Here is a 21,894-nt window from a genome sequence, read left to right on the forward strand (position 1 = left end):
TCCTGCGGCAGAGGTGTTCGCGATCGTAAGATGGCCTTGGCGATGTTCGTGTTTTGCCTGGAACTGTGCTGGAACAGCGAAGGGGCTGCTAGCGGTCGGATGTTTTATCTGGCTCGTAGACGGCTATGCGTTCGACAAGTGCCTGGCCTGATCAAGACCGATCATATGCACTCTCTTGACATAGCTTGAGTCGGATACTGCCATATGGGTCTGTAGATGCCGGCGCTCGGAATGCGTAATCGGGTTATAGGATTTTCCATAGACCGCCCCAGCCTCCTTGTAAGGTTTGGTTGTAAACGTTTCTTGTGCAAATTCCTTGAATACGAAATCGGGGGATCGGGCAATGACATCCAAAAACACCACGCCCGAGTCGTCCCCTGTTTCGGAAGTGCCTGCCATCCAGTCCAATGCCAGTTTTGAAAATTGACGGAACTGCCAATTGATCACGGCATCTCCCGCTTTTATCGAACTTGCAGTTCGCAGGGAAAACAACGCCTCACTACTGTCTTGTAATGCCAACGTAGCATTCTGGACCTCGTGCTCGGACAGCGGCTCGCGCAGATTTTTTTTCCAGAATTGCTCGACCTCTTTGGTCGATGTTTTTTCATAACTCTGGATTTTTCGGGTGATATCAAATGCCGCGGAGTGACTCTTTAAATAATCTGACCACCCTTGCAGCAAGTTGCGGGCCTGGGCAGGCGTCCCTTGGTAACTGGGGGTGGCCTGCATAAAGTAATCGACATTGTCGTCCTCTACTTCAATGCCTTCGCGGATCATTTCATTGAACCCTTCAAAGTCTGAAGAAGCGTTTTCCATATTGATTTGGAGAGCGTCATTGATTTCATCGATACGAACGAAGCTTTGCTGTGGCGACGCTGTGGCAAGGCCATTCAGGACTCGTGACCTGACATGTTCAAACCCATATAAGAGCGTCACCGGCGCCAAGCCTTCGGCATCTACCCACAGGATCGGGTTATTGCGGACAAACCGATAATGGTTCAGGCCATCAATGTCCTTCGCTGGATCCGGATTCAACCACCGCTGCAACCACGCCACGTAATACCTGAACCCATAGTAATAAAGCCCCGTGGCATCGCGCTCTTTGCCCGAATAGCGCAGCGTTTTATAACTCGCTTCGACTTCCCCGCGCCCGGCGAACCAAGCGGTGGTGCCGAAAGGGTGATAACGCTCATGACTGATCACCTGGCCCGCGCTGTCGAGCTCCAGCGTGCAGGAACCCAAATGGTCGCTGAGGCTGTAACGCAGTTGATCGTTGTCGATGTCGTTGGGCGGCTCGGATTCCCAGTGCAACACTTGCACGCTGCTGCGTCCGGCCTGAACACTGATGACCTGCAACGTTTCGCCCGTGCCGATGTGGGTGCGGATTTGCAGGTTCGGCAGGTAACGCACTTCAGCGATCAGCATCCGGGCGTTGGCCTGCGTCTGGCAAAGTTTGCGCAGGCGCATGTCGTCGGCGCCGTAAACATAGCGCTCGTTATCGTCAGCCGCGTCGTCACGTTCAACCGGCCGGACTTCGCGCAACTGGTTGCGCAGATCCCAATGCAAAGATTGCCCCGGCTGCAGAGCGAGCAGATTGCCGTTGGCATCGAAGCCGTTGCGAAAATCTTCTTCGTCCGGCTCCACGCCATTCAACACGGGCAGACAGCGGTTGCTTCGGGCGGCAGCGAGCAGGCGATGGCCGTGTTGTTGCGCGCCTTCGTGACTCAGTTCCAGGAGATTGCCACCGCGATCATAGTGGTAGGTCTGGGTGTATCGGGTGACTGCGGCCGGATCGTTAAAAGAAGACCATAGCGGGCCTTGACTGGTGCTGCCGGCCTCCCATCCCGTTGCTTTGACCAACTGATAGAGGCTGTCATACCCATAACGGTTGATCGGCTCGATGCGCTGGTTGGCGAAATAGCGAATCGGCAGGGCGGCGTCTTCGATGCTGATTACATTGCCGACCGGGTCATAGGCATAGCGCAGGTCTTGCAAGATATCGTTGTTGCGTCTGGCGTGCAGTCGGGTCAGGCGACCATCCTCGGGCGCATAGTGCAACGCGGTGATCACGTCGTTGCCGGCGGTTTCCTGCTCGGCCTGGCCTTGGGCGTTGTACTGGATGGCATTGACCAGAGTTTTCGACTGGGGTTGTTTATCCAGTTGCAGGCGTACTTCGCGCAGCTGTCCGGCGAGGTTCTGTGCGAAGAACTGGCGGTGTCCTTTGGCGTCAGTCTGTTCGATGGTTTCGCCCAAGGTATTGAAAACCGAACGGCTCGTAGCCCCGGCGCCGGGTTCGAGCAACGCGTCGCGGTCGGGCAGCGGTCCGGGCCAGTCGGGAACATCGAGAGAATGCAGAAAATGCCGAGTCTGCTGCACAACCCCACCCGTCAATCCGAACTGTTCGAACAACTGCGTGCCGGCCGGATCGTCGTGGCGGATGAGTTGCCCGCACTGGTTGCGCGTGGCGAACGTCGGATCGCTGCCGCCATAACCATATCGCTCCGTACACAAAGGCTCGCCGTCGCGGGCGTGTTCGAACACTGCCAGTGGTCGTAGCTGTTGGTCGTATTCGATCCTGCGTTGGCTGTACCGACCATCCCAACCGTGCAGCGGTTGACGCGTTTCGCCACACAGATTGACGCGCCATCCGGCGTCGACGCTAAGCGTAGAAAGCACCTGACCGCTCAGTGAGTACACCGTGGCGAGGTTGGCGGGCGCGGAAGCGTCAGCGAACAAGCGTGGATCTCGCTGCGCCACCAACCGCCCGGCAGCGTCATGGCAACGGGCAGTGATGCGTGCCTCAGGTGTGCCAGCGTCCTCGCGCCAATACGCTATCTGCCGCACCGCTAAGCCACGGTTATCGATGACGCTCAGGTTCGGCGTCTGTGCATGGATGCCCATATTCATGACCACCAGTTCCGCCGCCGTTGTTCCGGCGGCGGTTCAAACAGGTCGTTCTCATCGAAGGCCACGTTGCACCAGATCCAGTACCAGATTTCCCGGCGCAAGGGTTTCGGTTCCGCCGAGGGGCCTTGCGGCATTTTTTTCGCCAGTACGGTTTCGGTCGGGCGGCCCGCCGCGTCATAGAACTGCTGGTCGTGGAAGGCGTACTGGCGCATCGAGCGGTCGTTGATGTAGCGCGGTTGATCGGCGAAGTAGGGCCGGTAGATCCGCACTTTTTCGCCTTTGTTGTTGTATTCCACCGGTTCACTGACGCGCCAGCGGCGGGGCACGTCGGCTTCCAGCGGACGACCTTCGGCGTCGAGGCGCAGCTCGCCGTTCTCATCGACCTGCCAGGATCTGCCCGGCTCGACTTCCTGTTTGGTCTGCAAGGTGCGGCCAAAGCCATCCAGACAAGTGATGCTGACCCGTACTTGCATTTCGGGGTCGCCGGGATAGCGATCGGCCAACAGGGCGACGGCGTACACGGGCTCACGTTGTGAAGCGTCGATTTGCTTCTTCAACTCGGTTTCGTTTGCGTCGGGATCTTTCAGGCCCGCCACACGCTGGCGGGCGCGGTCGCACAGGTGCCCGCTGGGCAAGATGAAGCCTTCAGCCTTGGCCCACGCCAACCAGTCAGGGGAGGGTGCGGACGTGCGGCTGATACGTCCCATCCAGCTGAAGGTGTCCCAGAAACTGACGCTGGCGAAATTGCCGATGGCTTTTTTCGGATCGGCGATGGCGATGGCCGGGTCGCGGTCTGGAGGCGGCTCATAGGTCTCCAGTGCGTCGAACCCTACCGGTTCGCCCAGTTCGGTACCGCGGAAACCAGTCACCAGCGGTTCACCGAAGGCGTTGTAACGTGACTCCTGGATATTGCGGTTGGCGTCTTCGATTGCCGCTGGCAGGAAGGTACGGTAATCGACATCGAGGCTGCGGGTGGTGCAACCGTCGGGCAAGGTCACCGCAGTGGTCAGGCACCAGTAGGTGTCGTAGGTGATGAGGGTTTCACCGTGACTTTGCGTCTCGCGGTATTTCTGCACGTTATAGAAACCGTCCAGCTTGTGATACGTGGGGAAGCCCCGGTGCACCGACCACAGGTAATTTTTCGCGTCTTCGGGATCTGCCGGCGGCGTCTTTTCAACGTCGGGTAAAAACAGATCCATGATGTGGTAGCCGACTTCGGCCGACTGCAGTTTTTCCTTGAGGTTGAAGGGCATGTTGCCCTGCTCGTTTTTGAGTTTGTCGTAGGCGGCGAGGGCGATGGCGTCCAGTTCCGCCGTTTCCACATAAGCGGGCAAGCCTTCGAAGGTCGCTTCGCCGGGTGCGAGCGTCTGGCCGTTCTCGGGGTTTATGTAGCGCTGCAAGGACAGGCCGGACAACACCGCTTGTTTCGCCCATGGCCCGTCATCCGCGCTCATTTGCAGAAAGTAATCATGATGGATCTGGGTGGCGGTCAGTTCAGGCTTTTCCAGCACCAGGGCATTGCTGCGTTGCTGATATGGCAGCCCAAGGCGCCAGGCCTCTTCATTCGCCAGGTGAATGGGCTGCGCTCGGCTTTGCGTCAGGTACCACTTCTGTTGCGCAAGGTCATGGGCATCTTTCCACCATTTCTGATGGTGCTCATCAGTGAACGGCGGCGGATCATCGACGGTTCGGCGTCGCGCGTAGTGCACGGTAAACCCATGCAGACTCGTACCGTATTCGTCCCACTCAAGGTTGAGGTGATGCTGGCACAACGGATCGTCCGCGACAGCGGTCTCGTACTGGTAGCTGATGGACTCCAGATCCAGGACCTGAAGCACCGGGTAAGGCTGGTGTTTGCTTTTCGGGCGCAGCCTGCGCACCGCGTAACGGTTTTCCTGAACGGTGTAAGGCACGGCGGTCGCTGGAGCATCATCCGCTGCGTAGATTTCCGAGCGCAGCGTGGTCCCGCTCAAGACGCGGGCTATTTCTCGGGCGGTGTCTTCGTCGAATGTGCCGAGCGGCTGTGTCGCGCGGTCGTTGAGGTGGTAGTCCTGCAGCAGCGTGGGTAGCAGGTCTGCAGCTTCCTTGTCGCGAGTGTAATAACCGTCTCTTGGCGGGTCGATGGACTCGCCGGTGTGGAACCAGGTTTTACTCAGAATCGGCGCAGTAAAACCGGCACGCGCGCGCTCGGCGGCCGACGCTTCGGTATCGCTTTGCAGGAGCAGGCGAAAACCGCTGAATTCGCGCTCGAAGCGGTTGTAATAACCGCCTCGGTAACTGAAGGTTTGCGTCAGCAGGTTGCCGCTGATTTCATCGCACTGGGTCTGCCGGCTTACCAGATGCAGGGCCAGTGGCAGCTTGCACACCGGGTTCTCGATGCCGGCGGCGTGCTGCTCGTGTTTCTCGTCCAGCCATTCCTGTGCGGAACTGCGGTAGCTCACGCTGCTGATAGCGCCCATGTTGTTGCAGGTGCGGTTCATCAGGTAAGGCTTGGCCTTGACGAAATCACAGCGCCAGTGCTGTGGCGTCATGTGCGGCACGGTGAGGATCAGGCTGGAGCATCCCAGCCCTTGCAGGTCGGCGGCGCTGACCTGGCAAAGTGGATCGTAAGTCACACCTTCCGGCCATGGCAGGGGGATTGGAGTCTGCTCATAACCTTGGCCGCAGTGGTTCATGAACACCTGCAGGTTATCGGGCTGCAGATAAATCAGATCCACCGCCCCCGAGCCGTCAAGGTCAGCCAGCAAAACCTGTGCGGCATTGAATTGGTGGTAGGCAAAGGGCAGGGCGCACAGCACAAAGCCTTTGCCGAAACGTCCACGCCCCAGATTCGGCCAGCATTTGACTTCGTAATGACGGATACGCACCAGATGTTGCTGGCCGCTGCCGAGCACATCCGCGAACACCACCAGTTCTGCCGGAGTATTGCTCAGCACAGGTAACTCATCGTCATCCCCCTCGTCGGTTTTACACGAGTGAGATACGTCGACGGCGTCGGCAAATCCCGCCGTGCGCTGGTTGGCGTACAGGCGCACGCTGCGAGGGCCGATCAGGGCCAGATCGCTCAGTCCATTTCCCACCAGATCGGTCATCTTCGCCATCGGGTGGAAAAATTCGCCGGGGAACGCGTCGAAGGTGACGAACCCGGACCAGTTGCGATCCGGGTCGAGGGTAAAGAAGCCACACAGGCCCGGCGTGGCGACCACCCAGTCGAGCTTGCCATCGCCGGTCAGGTCGGTGAGGGACTGATGAACCGGTTTGCTGCTGTCGGCCGTTGGCTGGTGGTCAAGGCGTTTCCAGTCGCTGTAGCTGACGTCGTCACCGCCGGCCGCCGCACGTAATGGCTCGCGGTAATACCAGGCTTGGTCATACCGACACAGCACACCTGCCATGCCTTCACCGTACAGGTCCACGAATTGATAGCGCTGGCCGTCGTTGAGGCCGGGCATGTCGGGAAAGCGGACCCAGCCCTGAGATTTGGCGTCCAGCTCAAAGGCGTTGTAACTGAACTCCATCGGCGGCCGGTTTTCTGTCTGCCTCAGGCTGTCGTAAGCCTGCGAGTGTACGGCCGTCAGCTGTTTGTAGCCCAATGGGCTGGTTCGATGGTCCAGCAGCAGGCGCTGGACCAGTACGGGGTCATCTTCCGGTTCCTTGGGGAAATGATGAAACATCAACACCTGCCGACACAGGCGCCGGGTGCCCAGTTCGAAACCGTAGGCGTAGGTCCAGAACGGGTCACTGCGTGGGGGCCACGGCTGTTGTTCTGCGAAGGTCGGTACTTTAGTCAGATCAGTGCTGCGTTCGCCATAATCGAACACCAGTTGAAAGTGCCACAACTGGTTTTTCCAGCTGCCGGGAACCCACGTGTACAAGTGTGGATGGGCCTTTTCGTTGCCGTAGCAGATGCGTTCGAGATAACGCTGAGCACTGTAGTCGCGAAACTGCGGCGCAACGGGGACACCTGTATCAGCTTTGTATCGGTAGACAATATGCTCGCCCCGGGTGTTGAGGCTTTCGTCGATCATCCACACGCCGACGCGTTGCGGGTCGCCTGGGTCGGCGCGGCGCGAATCAATGCTGGTGCCGTACACATGCAGGCTACCGTCGGCACCATGGATCAGCCAGAAACCGGGTTTGTCGGCACCGTTTGACCAATGTTCGATCAGGGCAAATTCACCCTCGGCCCGTGGCCAGTGACGCACCACCTGGTATTCACTGCCCAGCGGCAGACCGTTGTAGGTACTCGTTTTGCGAGAGATCAGCTCACCATTGTCATCGCGCTGGGGCATCCATACATCGCCACTCGGCCCGACAACCTGGTCGGTGCCGTCATAGGCCGGCACGCCTTTGGCGGTGCGCAGGGTGATGGCATTGACGGTGAACTGCCAGCCGATCCCGCAGGGGCTGTTGCCGGTGTCGTTGCTGTAATTCAACGCCACGGATGGGGCAAAGCCGCGTCCGGGAGAAATCGGCAGGGGCACTGTCAGCGACGCCGTTCCTTTGGTGCCGATGCCGCCCCAGCCCTTGCCGATGCTCTGGATGGCGCCGCCCATTTTCGGCAGGGCGGGGGTGTTGATCTGCATCGTCGACTGTTGCTGCGATTGCTGTTGTTCGCTCATTGCGAACCGCCTTCGCGTCTGGCCGTGTAGCTGACGTGCACGATGATATTCGGGAGGGATTGGAGCATGGCCCTCTGTTTTTCGTGGTTGGGAAAGATCAGGTTCCAGCGTGAGACGGCGCCGGTGTACTCGAAGGGCAGGTAACGATCGTCCTGAAAGTTGAGCTGAAACATACCGTTGTCTTCCAGCGAGGTGGAAAGCGCAATCTGCTGACTGGCGCGCAGGTTTTCCTTGACGTTACCGGCCGTGGCGGCCATTTCCACCTTGCTGTAGGTCTGTCTGAGGATGGCACGAATATCCTGATAGGGGCCAAGGCAGGCCGGCAGGGTCACGCTGATGGTCTTGATTCGACGCAGGTAGTGATTTTCAGCGGCGTAATCATCGTCGAACATGGCCTGGGTCAGTTCGAATTCACAGGTGCCGTTGTTGACCAGCGATTTTTTGATCTCAGCCCATGTTTTATTGAGGCTTGGGCCTGGATCCTGGTCTTTCAAATCCTTCAGCGACACGGTTTTCCTGATTTCCAGATCGCGCCGGTTGTTCTGCAGATACTGGCTGTGCATCTGTTGCAGGCTCATTTTCAGTTCTTCGCCGGCACCGAGGCCACGGTAGCTGGCGTTCCACCCACCGGGGCGGATGAAGGTCCGGGTGAAGTCGCCCATCTCGTATTGCCAGCAGGCTTCGGCGGCCTGACACAGGGATTGCGCGGTGGTGTAGGCGGTGTGGTAGAAACCGGCGAACTTGCTGTTGAGCCAGTCGTAGGTCTGCGATCGGCTGAAGCGATTGCTGCTCAGCAGGAAATCGTGGGTGGCCTTGGCTTGATTGAGTGCGGTTTGCGCCTGACGCAGTTGTAGTTGGGTGGCGTGGTGTTGCGCTTCCTGGACGGCGAGCTGGGCTTTGATTTGTTCGGCTTCGAGTGTTGCCTGGTTGTGGGCCAGAGTCCATTCTTGGGCGCGGCGACGGTATTGTTCGATGCGGTCCATGAGTTGGCCATCTGTGCTCAACCCTGTCGCAGTGGCTTGTAGCAACCCCGTGGCCGCAAAAAAAGTACCTTCATAACGTTGACCTCCTGCTGCCAGGCCGAAGATGTTAGGAACTATTTTTGCCATTTCGCCGGGAATCTGGATGAGCGAGGCCCCGACCTGGGCTGCGCCACTCAGATAATGTACAGCCCCCGCTGCGATTTCCAGCGGACTGACGCCATCGTTGATGAGTTTTGCGTAATGGCTGATCCTTGATGCGACCACTGCCTGACTGGCCTGCAACGCCTCTCTGTTTTTCTCATCAATCTCCATGGCTTGCGTTTGAATATCCACCGCCATTTTCGCCAGATTCCACGCCTGTTGCTGCTGCAATTCAAGGTACTGCGCCTGTTCCTTGCGCTCGATCAGCGACAACAGCGTCGAGCCGAACTGGATCACGCTGTCCACCGCGTTCTGCGCCAGAGCGAACATGAAGCTGAAGCGGTAATGGGGAATCTGCGGACTCAACAACCGACTCAGCGCCGCCCCGGACAGGCCCTGGCCCCAGGCAGCGAGCAGGGCGCGCGGATCCAGCGGTGCTGCGAACAACGGCAGGTTCAAGGGATTGCCCGCCATGTCGAGGTTGTGGCGCAGGTTGTACAAGCGGCTTTCGGCCCGGTCCCAGCGCTTGATCAATTCCGGATTGAACGGCCGGCGCAAATACGGATTGTCCACGGTGGCTAACGATGAGTCCTCGCGGTACGGCCGCAGACACAGCAATGGCGCGTCCTGCGATTGCGGGGCCTTGCCGATGCGTAGCGGCGGCTTGTCCTGCAGTTGGCGTTGAGTGGCAATCAGTTGTTGTTCGAAGGCACGCAGGTCTTTGTTGCTCGCAGCACTCAACTTATCCAGCGTGATCGGTGACCAAACGTCTACTTGCCGCGCATGAGGGGGCGGCCCGAGCAAAGCGAGAATATGGACATAGCGCAACTTGGCTTCTGCCAAACCGTCCGGTGTCAGTTCTCGGTAGGCCTGATCAGCCTGATTGCTCTCGATATCGAGATAAAGTCCGTACAACGCCTTGCGAAAGTGCACGGGAAAACTGAGTGCAATCTGATGCGGATCGTCCGGGTACACAATGGCCTGGCTGGGGTCTGGCGCACCGGGCCAGACGGGTGTTTCCAGAGGCACAGCCTGCCAATAGCCGGGATGTCCCGGATCGGCGCTTTGCCGTGAAGGGGCGAAGAGGTAAGCCAGCCAGTGTTTGGCTTCCTCGTATTGCTGTTGCTCGTTCAAGACATCGGCAACAAGCCACGGCAAGTACAGGAACAGTTCGAGGAAATACAGGTAGTACGCGCCGGAGAAGTCCATGGCTTGCGCGCCGAGACCGTTGGGGATAGGCGGCTCCGTTTGTTGTGTCTGGGTTTCCCAACTCAGTAGCGGATCCATACCGCTCTCGGCGAGCTGGATCAACTCCCGGGCGAAGGTGGTGTTCATGCGGATGGGCGCTCGAGAATCTCCATCAGGTTTACATCCGTCACTGAACTCGATGCTTGATCCAGCAAAGTCGATGTACTGGGCGTTGCCAAGAGAGGGGCTGTCATGGTCGTTGATGCGCGCCGCTATTTGTTGTTCTGTTGCCAGCGCCTCCCCCCAAGTGATGGATATCGCTTTCAGGGCACCGCCCACCAGTGAATAGCCGAAGCGATTCTTGTTGTGGATCAAGACGCCATACACGAGTGGAATTTTCATTTCGGCCGGATTGTCGGGCCACTCAACCGGCCAGCCAACGGGTTGGTAGCTAATCTTGTCGACGGGGACTGTAATTCCGCCACCGCCTGAGTATTCGGGCAGTTTTTCGACGATTCCGGAGCGATACAGGGGACGTATATCTTCAAGAGTTGCAGGAAACTCAGTGGCCATAACGTCCAGAGGGTGGCCTATGAAAAGCTGGTAACCATAAGACTCGACGACATGATGTTTAATACCCGGAAAGACAATCATCGAAGAACTCTCTCCGCCTCTGGGAAAACGCCAGAAATCAAATATCGCAATTTGATCGGGGTGATCCCGCAACAGGTCGAGTATGTGCGAACCCGCCAATTTCCCCTTGAGAGAGGCGGTTTCACTCGGTGCCAGGCGAGGAACGGAGAATTCAGTTCGGTTGTTGCTGTCAGGATCGGAAATCAGACTTCTGATACTGTCTGGGAAGCCTCTGAAGCAATACACCGTATCAGGGTTATCCATGAACCCGGTGAAGGACTTGATCTCCGAGCCTTCGAGCAGCGTGAGCCATTCACTTTTGTCTGTATGACTGAACACGAGTGTCAAGTTGAAGAGTTCGACTCCTGTTGCAGTACTAACAGAAAATTTGATCGTGGTGACGTCCGCGAAGCCTTCATCCAGCCTCAAGATCAATTCGATACCTGAGCTGCCGGGATGGTAGACAAGCTCGGAACGTTCTTCCCAGGTTTTGATGCGCGACTGCCAATTGTTGAAGTTCCATGTGTTCTCTTCCGTTTTTGGTGTTTCGTGTTCGAGAGCGCCAAACACTGGAGTGCTGGCGGGTAACCAGTACTGAAAACGGCCAGCGTTTCTGTTAGCGAAGATGTGGCCGATCAGCAGCACATGCCCCGAGTCATCCTGAAACGCTGTGGCGGATGGAGGCGTGCCTGGTTTGTCATTGGGCACTACTCCATGTGATGGAAACAGCGGCGTGACATTGAAGTTCTTGTCGATCCGCACCGTTCGCAGAAAGTCGTATTTGTCGCTATTGCCGGGAATTTCGGATGTTCTCGCCTCATAGTTCGAATACAACATGATCACCATCGACTCCGGCGACGTCGAATGGTCATACACCGCAATGGTCTGGGTTTCCTCTGCAATCTGTTCCAGGGGCTTTTCGATCAGCGCCTTGGTCTGGCAGTAATTCTCGATGTAGATCCGGGGCGTGCTCCAGCTGTCGTCGTATTTCTTGTAGCTGGCATACAAGCGGAACCGCGGATTGACCTTGACGCTGTCATCGGCTCTCCCTTCTACAGGGAGCTGCGTGGCGTCGGCATCCTGAAGTTCCAGCTCGGCCCAGATCACAAACAAACGGTTGTTGAACCAGCATGGCCGAATCGTGTGTTCCAGGGCTTTTTCCGAAATCGGCACATTGGCTCTTTGCCAGTCCGACCAGGCATTGGGCAGAGGCTTGTCGAATTTGTATGGAACAATGCCGGGGCCGGCGGCGGGTTCTTTGACCGGGCGTTGGCGCATGTCCAGTGAGCGCCAGTAGTAGGCATTTTCGGCGGGGGATTTGCCGATGAAGTAGTAGGTGCTGTTGGCGAAATCTTCGCCATCGATGTAACCGTTGCAGATCTTCAGATTGGCGATTTCTTCGAACCTGGCCAGGTAAGAGAGCACCGCAGTCTGTACGGTTTCGGGCTGAATCTGTGCCTGATTGAGGTCGTTTTCCAGTTGTTCGAAACTGTCGGTCTTGGTCAAACGCAGCTTGCGGTCGAGGTAGATATCCGGGAAGTAATGCAATTGCTGGATGGCGGACCAGATCGGGAAGCGATTCAGACCGTCGCGCCAGGTCTTGATCTGCTGGGGGGTGAAGCTGTCGTCGCTGTACCCCGGCTCCATGTTCAGCATCATGCTGTTGATCTGTTGTTGGTAACTGGCAATGGCACAGGCCACCGGGCTGGTCGGCACATCCTGGCTGACCAGCACGTCCAGCAACCAGAACTCGTAGAGGTCGTTGGCGGTCTTGATATGTTGAGTCAGCCCCTGCTTGATCAGGTACGGATCGTTGGGCACGGCCTCATGCAGATACAGGGCGAGCATCGCGTCACGAAATGCTTCATTGAGGGGGGCGTCGAAGGCAGTCGTCATGATCGTTCCTTAACCCTTTGCCAGCGTTGAGTCAGAGCTGGCGGCCATCACCGCGTCTCCAACGGTTTTCCAGTCGTCCAGCGCGCTTGCATCTGTCAGCCCTGTGGCTTGCAGCAGTGCCTTGGCTGACAGTCCGCTGGCCTGGCAACGACGTACCCAGTCGACCTCGGCCATCGAGCTGGCGCGTTCACCGGGGAGGGTAATGGTCAGCGTGGCAATTTCTGTTTCGGACCAGTCCAGCAAACGAGCCAGTGCCGCGTTGGCCGTTTCGCTCGCGAGCTTGCGCAGGGTTTTGTTTTTCAATTGCGCCTTGGCCGGATTGGCGCAACTGAAGTAGCTCAGCACGCTGTCCTCCGATTGGCTCTGGCTGTGGAACCAGTGGCTGAAGCGTTCGAGCAGATAGAGATCGGACAGCCACGGCTCGCTGCCGCTACCCTCGTATTGCGAGCCACCCAGCCATGTTGGATTGACCACGAACAGGCGCAGGGCGCTGTTGCTCAATCGCAGTTGCACAACGATTTCGGCGTGGCGAAAGACGCGCTGGTAATGCTCGATCAATTCAGGTGTGAGTGTGTCCTTGAGCGCTGACAGTAGAATGCTGTAGACCGACGAATGTGCCCAGTGAATGACCGCCCGGCAGCGGTCCGGCGCCAGCTTGGCGGTTTCCTGGAACAGTCCTTCGAGCAACTGAACCTGGCGATCATGCGCACCGAGCAGCAGTTCAGTGAGTTTCTCGGCGCACGTGTCTTTGACGGCCTGTTCCAGGTCCTGGTCCTTGAGTACGTTCGCGACACCTGCCTGTAGCCAGGTGATCGGTTCGTCCACCAGCGTCAGTGCACGATCAAGGTCCATCAACAGGCCTTCTGCTGTGATCAGCTTATGGCCGACCAGCAGGCTGAACCATTGGATGTCTTGTGGTCGGTTTTTTACATCCTTACGCAGCGGAAGGCCCAATGCGGCCACTTGCGCTTCGGTCACCATGCTGCGGCGCGTGTCCTCCTGCAATTTGCGCAGACGCTCAAGCAAATCGTCGGGCAGGGGCGGCGGCTCGGCCATCTGAGCTTGCGGATTACCGTCCAGATCGTCGACATGCACCAAAGCATGCGGCCCCAGGCGTTGTTGCAATTGTGTGACGGTCTGTTGGCTGTCCTTGAGCCATTGAAAGGCCCAGTTCAACTGCATCGTCACATCGAGGATGTCCGCTTTTCCCGTCGTCGCCCGTGTTCTCAGGCGGCCGCTCGCCAATATGGTTTTATAATCCGAACCTCCGAGCAGGCCTGCCAGCGTCAGCAAGTCGGCGACGGAGCATCCAAACAGTCGGGCAATCCGGGCCTGACGGTAGAGCGAGGAGACAGTGGGCAAATCGCGCTTGAGCTCGGTCAGGTACTTCTTGGTTTGCTTGGCAATCAACAGAAACGAATCTTCAGTCGGTTGCACACCGAGGCCGGCACACAACTGCAACACGGTTTTCTGCGTGGCGGTGTCGATGGCGTTCAGGTCAATGATCTCTTGATCGAGGATCAGAGGGGTGTCGAACAGTTGCACGCGATTGAACACCTGATCGAACAACGGCACTTCATCCTTGCCGCTGGCATAAGGCGAGAGGTCGTGCATCAGCGCGGCGAACTCCTCCGGCTCGATACCGTGGTGCCGATGGAGGTAGCGATAGACGCCCAATGCACGCAGGGTATTTTCGTTGAGTTCCATCGCCAGGTTGTCTTCGCCCTCGGCGCGGATCGCAGACATGATCAGCGTGTCCAGCTTGGCGAAGGGGATCTGCAGCCAGCGTTGCAGGCGAATCATGCGTTGCAGGCGGTCGAGACGGTCGAGCGAGGTTTTGCTCAGGCGCCATTGCTTGCTATCGCCCACGGTGATTTGTTCCAGCCCCATCGCATTGTCGAACTGATCGCGGAGGATCGATGCGGCGTCAGGTTCCCGCTCGCTGTCATTGAGGTCTGCACCGGTGCCGGTGCCATTGACATAGCAGGCTCCATACTGGTTCGGATGGGGAAACGGAAGCACTTTTTCAGCCGCTTCCGGGAGCGTTACCCCGCCGTGTTGCAAGCTCTGGCTGGGGCAGTTTGGCGACAAACGCACCGTGCGGGTCTGTCGGCACAGAAGCATTTCAACCTGTTCGGCATTCAGGCCGGTATGCGCCATGAAGTCTGTGAGGCGCGTCAATTGCCATGGCGGCGAACTTTCCGAAACCTCGACACCGTAGGATTTTCTGAAAAAATCCATCTGCGCGGCTGTCAGTGTGTAGTGCTCATCGAGTGTGAGGGTGAAGCGCTGGCGGGCCAGCCTGACAGGCTCGGCGTCGACAGTGGTGGCGGTGGCGGTGACCAGATCGAAACTGGCGGTGTATCCCTGTTCGGTGGGGGTGGGGAGGGATGCGGTGCCCTTCAGGTATGAAATGATGGGGTTCGGTGACGCATTGTGCAGGCGATTGATCAGCCAGCCCGCTAAAGGAACCGGAGTGTTGGAACTCAGATCGACATCGGCTGGCAGTGTCTGGGAGCCTTTGCGAAAAGTCAGCGACAGGAGGGTTTTGCTGCCCCCATCTCCTGTGGGCGTTAGTGCCTGCGGATTGACGGTTGCGACATCCTCCTGATCCGCCAGCAGCAAATAGCAGCTCTTGTAAGAGATATGCGGGCGCAGATGGGTGGTGCCCGGGCTTCCCCAGCCTTTGATCAGATCATTTCGGGTGAGATAAAAATTGCTGAACACCGAGGGTTCGATCAGCAGGTTCTGTTGTTCGTTGCTCAATCCGCATAACAAGCGTTGCGCTTGTAGTACCGGTTTCTGTACTTCGCCATAGTCGTTGCTTGATTGCTGTTTGATCGGCAATAACAAGCTGGCCCGATAGTTCAATTCCCCCAAACTTGGCTTTTTATCGGCCAGCCCCAATTGGCACTGATGGTGATAAAAGTTGTAGGGCAGTTCGAAGGGATAACGCCGATCAGCCACTGCTTCATGGGCGGACTTGCCTTTATCAGCAAGACTGGTTTTTAGAAAGGCACCCAAACGATCTTGCAGTATCTCAGTCACCAGCTCCAGCATCGGCCTTGGGGTAAAAGTGCTTTCGTGGGTGATCAAGAGTTCCTTCAGGTCGGGACGACGCATATCCATCAGGATGCGCTTGGGGTCCTTGTTGGTAGCTTCCAGTTGCAGGAGAAATACCCTTAAGTTGATCAGGTAAGCAATCATCATATCAACGGCAACCAGCGCCCCGACCTTGCAGAAGTCGTCCCAGCTTTCATTGAATAAGTTCTGAAAAGTAGGCCCCGGCGGAACCAGCGCGCGAACGCCGCTACGTTGAGAAAGTTGCTGAAACTTGCCAGTGGAGGTCTGGTGTTCCCGGTACAAACGTGAAATCAATGCCGCATAGGCCATGGCATTGTCGTAGGCGAGTTCGGCGTTGGCATCGGTGAACTCGGCAAGCTGACGAACGAACGCGGCTTTGGGTAGGCGGACAATATCGAAGACGGAGGTGAAGCCCATTTTCTGCATGGCCGTTGCGAAGTCGGTGCGGCCTCTTTTTAACGGGGCGTCGAACTTGATGAGGGCGTTTAACAGTGAGGGGGTGTCGGCCATGACTTTGGATCTCCTGCCGGAAGGGGGGGAGGCATCCGAGATGCCTGGCAGGATCAAAGTAACGACAAAACAAAGTTGAGTAACCTGTCAAACCTGACAGGTCGATGGCTATTTTTTAGATCTTTTTGTTATTTTTTATGTTGTTTTTATTCGTTTATGTGATTCACAATGAATCTACTATTTTTTGCTGAACCGTTCGTCGGGACTGTCAGAGTTGACAGGTAGGCGCAAGCAGTACAGGAGGTCGAAAATCGCGTCTTCGACGCTGGCAATTGCGTCAGGAGACTGGGAGCGATGGAAATGGATGAAGAAAACGAGCTGCAGCCAAATGGCTTGTGGCCGGCGCCGGTGATCTTGTCACCGGGAAGTAACTCTACAGTGTCGCCCGGCGGGTTCAATATCGTTGCTCTATCTTCTGGAGGACTTACTACCAGTTGGAAAATTGAATGCTGGGGAGAAGCAACTGACCATCATGGGTCAGAAGGTGAGTGGATGAAGCTGGAGCATTGGGTGCCCGATACTTCTTTCGATCGATTTGGTGCGCGCTTCAATTTCAAAGTCAGGTACAAACAGGCGTGGGTCTGGAGTGATTGGGCTGAATGTCACAATTTGTACGTGCCGAAACCTGAACCGCCTGAACCGGATAAGCCGAAAAGCCCGCACATTTACTCGCCGCCTTACCCGGCATCAGTGAGACAGGAGCTGATCATTTATAACGTCTCGGGTCATGCCTCGGTGCTGGTGTCCACCGAGAGAGGCGAACCGGTGCCTGGCTATTACATTTCCAACACAGGCGGGTTTATCCCAGCAGCGGAGTGGGTTGTAGGCGTTACCCGGGTCAAGGCCGTTCAAACCGTAGGTGGCGTGGCTTCGGACCCCAGCAATGTCGTTTCCATCGCAGTGAAACCATCTACACCGACGATCACACCGCCTCCCGATCCGGCAGCAGCGAAACAGGCGCTGACCATCACTGGCGTGATGACCGGTGACGTTACCTTGCAAGTGTCCACCGATAAAAACGCGCCGGTGATTGGCGACTTTACCGGCAGTGGCGCCACTCGCACTTTCACGCCAAAAGCGAACTGGGCAGCGGGCATCACCCGGGTCAAGGTCGTGCAGACTGTGAGCGGTGTGGCTTCTGAGCCAAGTAGTCTGGTTTCAGTTACAGTGAAACCATCTACACCGACGATCACACCGCCTCCCGATCCGGCAGCAGCGAAACAGGCGCTGACCATCACTGGCGTGATGACCGGTGACGTTACCTTGCAAGTGTCCACCGATAAAAACGCGCCGGTGATTGGCGACTTTACCGGCAGTGGCGCCACTCGCACTTTCACGCCAAAAGCGAACTGGGCAGCGGGCATCACCCGGGTCAAGGTCGTGCAGACTGTGGGCGGTGTAGCCTCAGATCCGAGCGCGCTGGTTTTTATTGCAGTGAAACCATCCAGCCCCGTCATCACACCGCCACCCAACCCGACCTCTGTAAATCAGGCGCTGACCATTACGAATGTCATGACCGAGAGCGCCGACCTGCAAATGTTCACTGAAGCAGGCGCGCCGGTTGGTGGCAATTTCACCGGCAGTAACGCAACACGCACTTTCCTACCGGCAGTGAGCTGGCGAGTGGGCACCACTCGGGTGAAGGTCGTGCAGACCGTGGACTATGTAGACTCTGATCCAAGCGAGCTGGTGACCATTGTGGCTGAAACCGGCATCCCGGGGATTAATCCGCCACCCGATCCGGCTCACCCCAAACAAGCGCTGACCATTACCGGTGTCTTGAGCGGTACAGTCACCTTGCAAATCCACACCAACGAAAATGTCCTTGTAGAAGGCGAGTTCACGGGGGAGGGGAATACCCGCACTTTTACGCCGAGGGATTTCTGGCCGATTGCCTTCAACTATGTCAAGGCCGTGCAGACTCTCGACGGAGTACCGTTTGATCCAAGCGATTTGGCGATGATTGTGGTGCGCCCCTCCACCCTGGCGATCATCCGGCCATCCAATCCGGTGACGGAAAAACAGGCACTGATCATTGCGAACTACTCTGTTGGCAGCTCCCTGCGAATGAGGACCGAGGCAAATGCCTCCGTGGATGGCAGCGTTACCAACAACGGCGGGATCCTGACCTTTACACCAACCAATGCCTGGGCACCGGGTGTCACCAAGGTCAAAGCCGTACAGCTTTACAATAGTGTGGAATCCATCCCGAGCGATTTGGTTTCCGTTATTGCTCGACCGTCCATTTTGGTTATCGAACAACCGACCATTCCTGCTGCGTCGAACCAGCAACTGAAAATTACCGGCGTCGTGTCCAATGTTGACACCTTGCAAATGTCCAGCGAGACGGGTGCAGCGATTGATGGCGAATATACCGGCAGCGGCGCGCTTCGAACGTTCATACCGAAAGCGAATTGGGCAGCGGGAAAAACTCCGGTCAAAGCCATGCAGATAGTCAGCGACGTGGCCTCCGAGTGGAGCGATGTAGTGACCGTTGCAGTAATGCCGCCCAAACCGGACATCTCCCAACCTACAGATCCGGCTGCGGACAAAGAGCCGCTAACTATTAACGGTGTGTTAGCCAATGCCAGCCATTTTCAGATGACAACCGGGTCAGGCGCGATAGTGGATGGCAGCTTCAGGGGTAGTGGGACAACCCGAACGTTTACCCCGGAAGCGAATTGGCCGGCGGGCATCACCCAGGTCCAGGTCGCGCAGATAATCGACGATGTGCCTTCTGCCCCAAGCGAACTGGTCACCATCAGGATTTTAGCCAAACCACCCAAGCCACGTCTGACTCAACCACTACCGAACTCCAGTCATTTGGCGAATCTCGCGGTGGAAGGAACTTGCGAAGCGGGGGCAACAGTGGCTGTGCAATACGCCAACGATATTGCGCTGGAGGGCAAAATGAGCTACGTCCAGACGCAGTGGTCTTTCGAACATCCTTGGGAGCCAGGCCAACAGCGGATCAAAGCGGTACAAACGTCAGGCGGGCAGACATCCGATCCTACCGATATGCTGGATTTTTACATCAGACCGCCCCTAGCCGTCATTGAGCAACCGGATACCCCGGTCGCCGTGAGAGGTGGACTGAAAATAAGTAATGTCTGGTCGGGTGTCGTCGCATTGCGTATGTCGACGCAAACGGGTGTCGGGGTCGACGGCGAGTTTGCCGGTGACGGTGCGACTCGCACTTTCATACCCGATGCGGATTGGACGCCTGGCGAAAACACCGTCTACGTCATACAAACAGTAAACGGCGTGGACTCCGACCCTAGTGACACGTGCACCTTTACCGTGGAGGTGGCAGACAGACCTGATCCCCCCGGGTTTCAACAACCGCAGAGGGGCGGTGGGACCTCAAGATACCCGACCATTCAGGTCGTCGGGTTACCCGGTGCACTGCACACCGTCCGCCTTGTCGGTGGTGATACGTTGTGCGAGGACACAGCGGACGACGACGGCATTCTGGAGTTCACGGTGGTGGATCCTTTGGTGCCCGGCTACAACGAACTTCAAGGGAAACAGGCAAGCAATGGCCTGGATTCCGATTGGAGTAAACCTCATCCGTTCACGGTACACGCACCGCCAGCAACACCGGTTATTCGAGTGCCGGGAGCGGATGGCAATGCACTACGCCGTCCCAGGATTCAGGGCGGCGGGGAAACCGGTGGGCAGATCGTGCTGCGCCATGTAGCAGAACCCGAGCCACCGTTTGCCTTTGCCGACGGTTCTAAAAACTGGCGCTGGAACGCCGAGGAGGAGTGGGATATCGGTACTTACACCATTCAGGCACAGCAGACCGCCGACGGCGACTGTTCCGAGTGGACGCAACCTCACCGTTTCCAGGTGGTCGAGTCACTATACGGAATAGGTGACGCCATTCCGGTACTGGCCACGCCGGTAGTCGGTACAGGCCAGAGCGTAGTGTTGCGTGTTCAGGTGATCTCAGCTGATACCGGGATGGCGGCCGAAGGCGTGAAAGTGCAGTGGCGCCTCAACGGTGAGTTGGAGCCTCTGACGGAAACCACGACCGACTTCGAGGGCTGGACGCAATATGCGTATACCCCGGACACGATCGGCAAGCGTGAGATCCTGGCGGATATCACCCAAGCCAACGAGGGTGTCGCCATGACCGAACCTTACGAGGTAAACGCTGTTCTGCAGGATGAATGGGCGAAGGAAGCCGAGCTCTGTCTGGATGGCCAGCGAATTGATCTGGCCGTCAGCGACCTCGTGCTGGCAAGGGGAAAAGTCGAAGCCTATAAGCTGGAACTCAAGGTCAGCCAGGGCAGTGCCTTGCTGGGGTCTACGGTCACTATGCAGAATCTTTGGAGCGCTACGGAGCGTGGCCTGACCTTTGTTCCCGACCTGGAAACACCGCAGGTCATAGAAGAAGGTCTGTCGGTGCATTGGTACATTTTTGCCGAGGAGGCGAGCGGCGGCATATTCGGCTTGAATCTGAACAGCTCGGTACTGCCCGCCTGGCAGTTGCCGGGGCGTGTGGAAGCGCACATCACTGAAATGGTGAATGTTGCTTTCGATTCATTTGCGCAGGTGTTCGGTGGCGGTCCGGCGTATCCATGTCTGGGTGCAACGCATACGGTGACCGTGAAGCCCAGGCAGGCAGGCCCTTTGATTGGCCAGCACGTGACTCTGGAATTGAGTGATGGCGCGGCAGAGCTTGGGGTGATCGTGAGCCCGACCACGCCGCAAATACTCGGAACAGAGGGCGTGAGCTGGACATTGAATTGCGTCGATAGCCATAAAAATGGCGACTTTGCAGTGTGGTTGAAGGTGCCGGCATGGAACTCTGAATCGGCGGCGCTACCCATGGTCCTGGGGCACAACAAAGTCAAGATTACTGAAAAATACGGCCCCACGGATGAAGCGGGTGGTTGGGGGAGATATGGCATTCGAGCGACGTCCACGTTCACCGAACTGCCGGCCGGTGGTGTTTCTGTAACCATACAGTTCCCACACGGGCAACCTACGCTGCGTGAAACGGGTCAGGATGGCTGGTTGTATGTCCGTTACGATGGCGACATTCCAACGTTGAGCATTTTTAACCACTACGACGGCAGCAACGTAATGCCCTGATTAAGCCGTTAGATGACGCTCTTTCTTGTCAGAGGAAGGGCGTTTTTTATTCAGGCAGAGGCATGGCCAAATATCAGGTCAGGGCCGCCAGTTGTTCGATCGTTTGCGGAAATCGCTCAACCAGACGAATCAGCGTCGTCGCCTGTGCGTTAGGCGTTGCCCGCCCTTGTTCCCAGTTTTCGAGGGTGCGGGTATTGGTGCGTAGGTACATCGCGAATACTGACCGGGAAAGATTAAGTTGCTGACGGATGGCTACCACCTCCTCCGCAGTGATCGGCATCAGTTTTGGCAGCTGAACCTTGTGGGTACGCAAGGTGATTTTGCCTTGGCGTTCATCGGCCAGTGCTTCCAGTCCATCCATCAGCTCGGAAAAAATGTCACGTTTCATAGTGGGTTCTCGCGTTGAGCTCTCTATCCAGTGTTTTTCTGAAAAGTTTTTTCTGGTCAGGCGTCAAATTGTCCTGCTCGTTTTTGTTGTAGACGGTAAAGAGCCAGAACTGATCGAAGCCTGACCACCAGTAATAAATCACTCGTAATCCGCTGCGCTTGCCTTTCCCTCTTCGTTGGTCGCCAAAGCGAATTTTACGAAGCCCACCTGTGTCCTCGATGAGATCGCCCGCTTGCGGATTTTTCAGCAACTCCAGTTGAACGCTGCGAAACAGATCGTCATCCAGATAGTCGTCTCGGTGCTTCTGAAACACAGGCAATTCGATAAATAGAGCATCCATGTTCTGTACGTTACCTACGTATAGTGTTGTCTCGATAATCGAATCGGTCAAGGCCTCCTGGCCTTGCTTTTCGTCCCTTTTTCAACGGTAGACGCCGGTCGT

The 21,894-nt window shown here is 57.0% G+C and carries 7 protein-coding genes; 1 reads left to right on the top strand and 6 read right to left on the bottom strand.

Going from position 1 to position 21,894, the window contains the following annotated elements:
- Positions 1-123 precede the first annotated feature (123 nt).
- The 4 genes from H8F23_RS21035 to H8F23_RS21050 are packed head-to-tail and all read right to left on the bottom strand — an operon-like array spanning position 124 to position 15,961.
- Positions 124-2,907, bottom strand: coding sequence for an RHS repeat domain-containing protein (locus H8F23_RS21035; protein ID WP_228759318.1), 2,784 nt, complete (start codon positions 2,905-2,907; stop codon positions 124-126).
- Entirely contained in the window at positions 2,904-7,526 is a 4,623-nt protein-coding gene (locus H8F23_RS21040) for a SpvB/TcaC N-terminal domain-containing protein (protein ID WP_194935654.1), read from the bottom strand. The genes H8F23_RS21035 and H8F23_RS21040 overlap by 4 nt, the downstream gene beginning before the upstream one ends.
- On the bottom strand, positions 7,523-12,367 hold the full coding sequence (locus tag H8F23_RS21045; protein ID WP_194935655.1) for a Tc toxin subunit A-related protein: 4,845 nt from the start codon (positions 12,365-12,367) through the stop codon (positions 7,523-7,525). Before H8F23_RS21045 ends, H8F23_RS21040 begins: the two co-directional genes overlap by 4 nt.
- A gap of 9 nt (positions 12,368-12,376) precedes the next feature.
- Positions 12,377-15,961: a Tc toxin subunit A gene (locus H8F23_RS21050; protein WP_194935656.1), complete on the bottom strand. Its 3,585-nt coding sequence runs from the start codon at positions 15,959-15,961 to the stop codon at positions 12,377-12,379.
- 294 nt (positions 15,962-16,255) lie between these two features.
- On the opposite strand from H8F23_RS21050, the gene H8F23_RS21055 reads away from it, so the two are divergent.
- Positions 16,256-21,064 (top strand): hypothetical protein, encoded by a 4,809-nt coding sequence (locus tag H8F23_RS21055; RefSeq protein ID WP_194935657.1) that lies wholly within the window; start codon positions 16,256-16,258, stop codon positions 21,062-21,064.
- A 73-nt stretch (positions 21,065-21,137) separates the two neighbouring features.
- Here the strand turns inward: H8F23_RS21055 and H8F23_RS21060 are convergent, their stop codons facing one another.
- Complete coding sequence (locus tag H8F23_RS21060; protein ID WP_007964870.1) at positions 21,138-21,452, bottom strand: helix-turn-helix domain-containing protein; 315 nt, start codon at positions 21,450-21,452, stop codon at positions 21,138-21,140.
- Positions 21,442-21,792, bottom strand: a complete 351-nt coding sequence (locus H8F23_RS21065; protein WP_194935658.1) for a type II toxin-antitoxin system RelE/ParE family toxin — start codon at positions 21,790-21,792, stop codon at positions 21,442-21,444. The genes H8F23_RS21060 and H8F23_RS21065 overlap by 11 nt, the downstream gene beginning before the upstream one ends.
- Positions 21,793-21,894 lie beyond the last annotated feature (102 nt).

The sequence above is a fragment of the Pseudomonas neuropathica genome (assembly GCF_015461835.1).
Taxonomy (GTDB): Bacteria; Pseudomonadota; Gammaproteobacteria; order Pseudomonadales; family Pseudomonadaceae; genus Aquipseudomonas; species Aquipseudomonas neuropathica.